Annotated in this window: 4 protein-coding genes; 2 read left to right on the forward strand and 2 right to left on the reverse strand. The window is 53.4% G+C overall.

Features of this window, described 5'->3' with window-relative positions; translation table 11 throughout:
• On the reverse strand, positions 1–215 hold a 215-nt coding region (locus tag VFO10_RS07400), incomplete at its 3' end, for a hypothetical protein (RefSeq protein WP_325138600.1).
• Between the two features lie 15 nt (positions 216–230).
• Positions 231–1,997: a lipoxygenase family protein gene (locus VFO10_RS07405; protein ID WP_325138602.1), complete on the reverse strand. Its 1,767-nt coding sequence runs from the start codon at positions 1,995–1,997 to the stop codon at positions 231–233.
• Positions 1,998–2,186: 189 nt separating this feature from the next.
• Between VFO10_RS07405 and VFO10_RS07410 the strand changes: the two genes are divergently transcribed.
• Positions 2,187–2,828: a TetR/AcrR family transcriptional regulator gene (locus VFO10_RS07410; protein ID WP_325138604.1), complete on the forward strand. Its 642-nt coding sequence runs from the start codon at positions 2,187–2,189 to the stop codon at positions 2,826–2,828.
• A gap of 176 nt (positions 2,829–3,004) precedes the next feature.
• On the forward strand, positions 3,005–3,359 hold a 355-nt coding region (locus VFO10_RS07415), incomplete at its 3' end, for a hypothetical protein (protein ID WP_325138606.1).

Raw genomic sequence — 3,359 nt, forward strand, 5'->3', positions numbered from 1 at the left:
TCCACCTTCTGCGCAAGAAGATCGGCGATGAACTGATCGACCATCGCTTCCTGCTCGCGAGCCTTGGGATAATGTTCCAGGATGATGCCCTTGATCATCCGGCTCAGTTCCGATTCATTGCCTGCGAAAGCCAGACTGGAACCCAGGAGCATGCCACCCAAAGAAAGGCTGGAGGCGGCCAACACATGACGGCGATTGCAAAGACGGCGAAGCATAAGAGATCCTTTCCTTTAGATGTTGATGCTCTGTGGGATCTGCGACGGTTTCAGGTAGCTATAGCTGGTCCGCCGGGTCCGGTTGCGACGATTGATTTCGCTTTCGATGTGCCGCAGGCGATCCTGGAATTTCCAGAGCGAAGGCACGATGCGTTTGTCATCAAAGGTTCCCAGGGCATAACCGCCGAGCTGCGTATAGTAGGTATCGCCCAGAAGCGTCAGCGTATGCGTTTGCTTGATCGCGCGATCGAGCGGCGGCAGGAACGCGAGCGCATCCGCTTCGCTCAGGCCCAGACCAGTCGGGGCTGGAGCATAACCGGCCAGCGGCTGATAAGGAACGGCAGCAGCGCGGCGTTGGGGAAAGTTCACGGCGGCGTGCTGGGCCGATGCTGTGAAGATGATCATGGTCAAGGTTTCGATCAAAACCTCACGGGTGCTGATGCGATCGTCCGGCGCGAAGCCCAGGATGCGGCCGCCAGTCGGGTCGATAATCTCGGCCGTCCACTGGGCCAGCTCGCTGTCTTCTGCGACATCGGCATCGCTTTCATAATAGGCCTTCACATAGTCGCGAACCCAGCTTTCAATCGCGCCCCAGATCAGAAGGGCATCATCACGATAGGGATAGTTTTTCAGCATGCTGGCGTTCGTCACGCCGCGTTTTTGCAGGTCATTCGGCAAAAAGCTATTGCGGAAGTGAAAGTTATTCCGAATCAGGCTCAGAACTTTGTAGGCCGATTCAATCTGCGGCGCCAGCAGCTGCTCGACCTTGCCATCACGGTTGATCAAGCGGCGGACAGCCAGTGCATTGATGGGCAATGTGCCTTCAAAATGAGGCGCTAAAAGCTGATGCAGAGGATGTTTATCGGACAGCTGACGATAGGTCGCGACCACGATGGGATCGATCACAAGGTGCGTGAGACCAAGGTGACTGGCGACTTCATGATAATTGATATCCGAGGTCTTCACGATGGTCTTGGCCACCAGCCAATCCCAGGTGCCGGCCCTGGGCGTCACGAATGGATAGATATCCTTGTCCTGGCCGGTCTGTACGCCCAGCACTTCAAGGTTCTCACTCCCGCGCGGCAAAGCCAGCGCCACGATCGGAGCATACACATACTTCGGCTGATCAGGATGAACACCCGGTTCCAAAGCTGTCAGCACTTCATAATCCACGATGAAGAGTCGGCCTTCGTTCAGCGCAAGGTCCAGCTGATCATGAGCAAAGGCGGGATGCGCGGCAAAGATATCCTGGGTCAGGTTCAGCTTCGCTGGGATCTCTTTCATCACGCGGATCATCAAAGGATTCAGGCCAGCCACGAAGTAATCGGCAAAGGCACTGTCATTCATGATTTGATCGGCGCCTTCCGGCATGGGGAAGTGTTTGAAGAGCTTATAGTAATCGGTGAAGCTCTCGGGCCTTTTTCTGCTCTGGGCCACGCCCAGATCGGGATCCGAATAAGCGAGGATACCCAAAAGATCTTTTTTCAGAAGCATGTCGGCGATTTCGGGGACCGATTTCTCATCCAGCTTGTCCTGGAACACATAACCATGCTCATCCAGGATTTTTTCCCAATTGCGGCGCAGCTTATAGGCTGTGGCGACAATCTTCAGGCTCCAGCCGGGACCAGCTTTCGCTTCTTCCGGAACTGTGGCTGAAATCGGCACGTACTGAACCACGCTCTGATCATAGCGGAACTTTTCCCGATAGATAGCCAGACGTTGCTGGCGTTCGTCGTGATTCCGTGCATGCTGGGGAAGGCTGACCCCCTCGAACATCGACATGATTGAATCTCCCTTGGCTTTGAAACTGGCTTGCAGAGCCGTTTTGAAGGTAATGACCGTTGGTCAGCGGTGAATATTAGAGTCGATGTGTTTTGTCAAATACAATTCGATCAACATCTTTTATTCATTTATCTTTTATTATATTATGAAGGGGTTATCGGAAATGAATGCTGTTCATTTGGAGTGAGCATGGAATCGCGCGCCCTTAATGATGCCGACAAAGAGCGTAAGTACGAGAAGATACTGAGCACGACCCTCAAGCTCTTCAAGCGCGAGCGCCGTTTGCACACCGCTGCGGAGATCTGCAAGGAAGTGAAGATTGCCAAGGGCACTCTTTATCTTTACTTCAGCACCAAAGAAGAAATTTATATGGAGCTCCTCGTCAGGAACTTCCGTCGTTGGCACGAGAGTGTGCGCGAGCATCTCCTGGATCGCGCGCCGGATGCCGCAGGTTTCATCCTTTATCTCTGCCGAAGTCTCGCCGACTTTACCGACTTCGTCGATCTCACAGCTCTGGCGTCGGTTGTCCTGGAGGAAAATCTGCCGCCTGAATACGTGCGCGTCGCGCGCCAGAAAAATCGACAGGAAACGCGCCGTACGTGCCAGCTTATTGCACGAAGTTTTCCCGAATGGTCTGAGGATTTCTGCGAGCTCAGTCTGAGACGCTTTTATACCTATGGCATCGCGTACTGGAAGGAATGCTTTCCATCGGGACCTGTCGTGGCCGCTTTGCCTGCGGAATATCTTGATATCGAAGCGCAGCGTTCGAAGTTTTTCAATGAAATCCTCCTGATGAATCACTTGATCTGGGGCCTACAAAACAAGCCCTAAGGAAGATCACGCAGCAGCCGACGGGTGGCTAATGTCGACCGTTTGGTCATGAATGTGAGATCTCGAAAAAAAGTTTCTTGTCGCGCGCGTGATAATCAAGGACAGTCCCGATATAACCTCCCTGCGCAGATGGTTCTCTCAACAGATGACACGAAGCAAATAAAGAGGAGAGAATTATGTTTCTTAAGTCACTCGGGCTTGTCCTGGCCTTTTTCTGCACCACGCTCGCGGCCTCAGCCGATCCTGTCGTCATACCGGTTCCTGTGGATACCTGCTATGGCTCACCGGCCTCACCCATCTGCGGACAACCCACGCAGAATGACTTCTGCAAAGAATACAATAGGGATGGCATCAGCTGCGATGACGTCGGTTTTTATGAAGGCCAGGTGGGATATCCCTGGGGCAATCAATCCGGAAAATTCCGCTGCGTGAACGGCTGTCTTGCCTGGTTGGGCCAGGCACTATCGTGTAAAGCCTACAACCGCGATGGTATCACCTGTGATCAGGTCGGCTTTCATGATGGCCAGGTCG

The organism is Oligoflexus sp. (assembly GCF_035712445.1).
Classification (GTDB): domain Bacteria; phylum Bdellovibrionota_B; class Oligoflexia; order Oligoflexales; family Oligoflexaceae; genus Oligoflexus.

What these genes read in the sequence shown, in the direction of transcription:
- VFO10_RS07405 (WP_325138602.1), bottom strand. Translation starts at nt 1,997, where the DNA reads ATGTCGATGTTCGAGGGGGTCAGCCTTCCCCAGCATGCACGGAATCAC.
- VFO10_RS07410 (WP_325138604.1), top strand. Translation starts at nt 2,187, where the DNA reads ATGGAATCGCGCGCCCTTAATGATGCCGACAAAGAGCGTAAGTACGAG.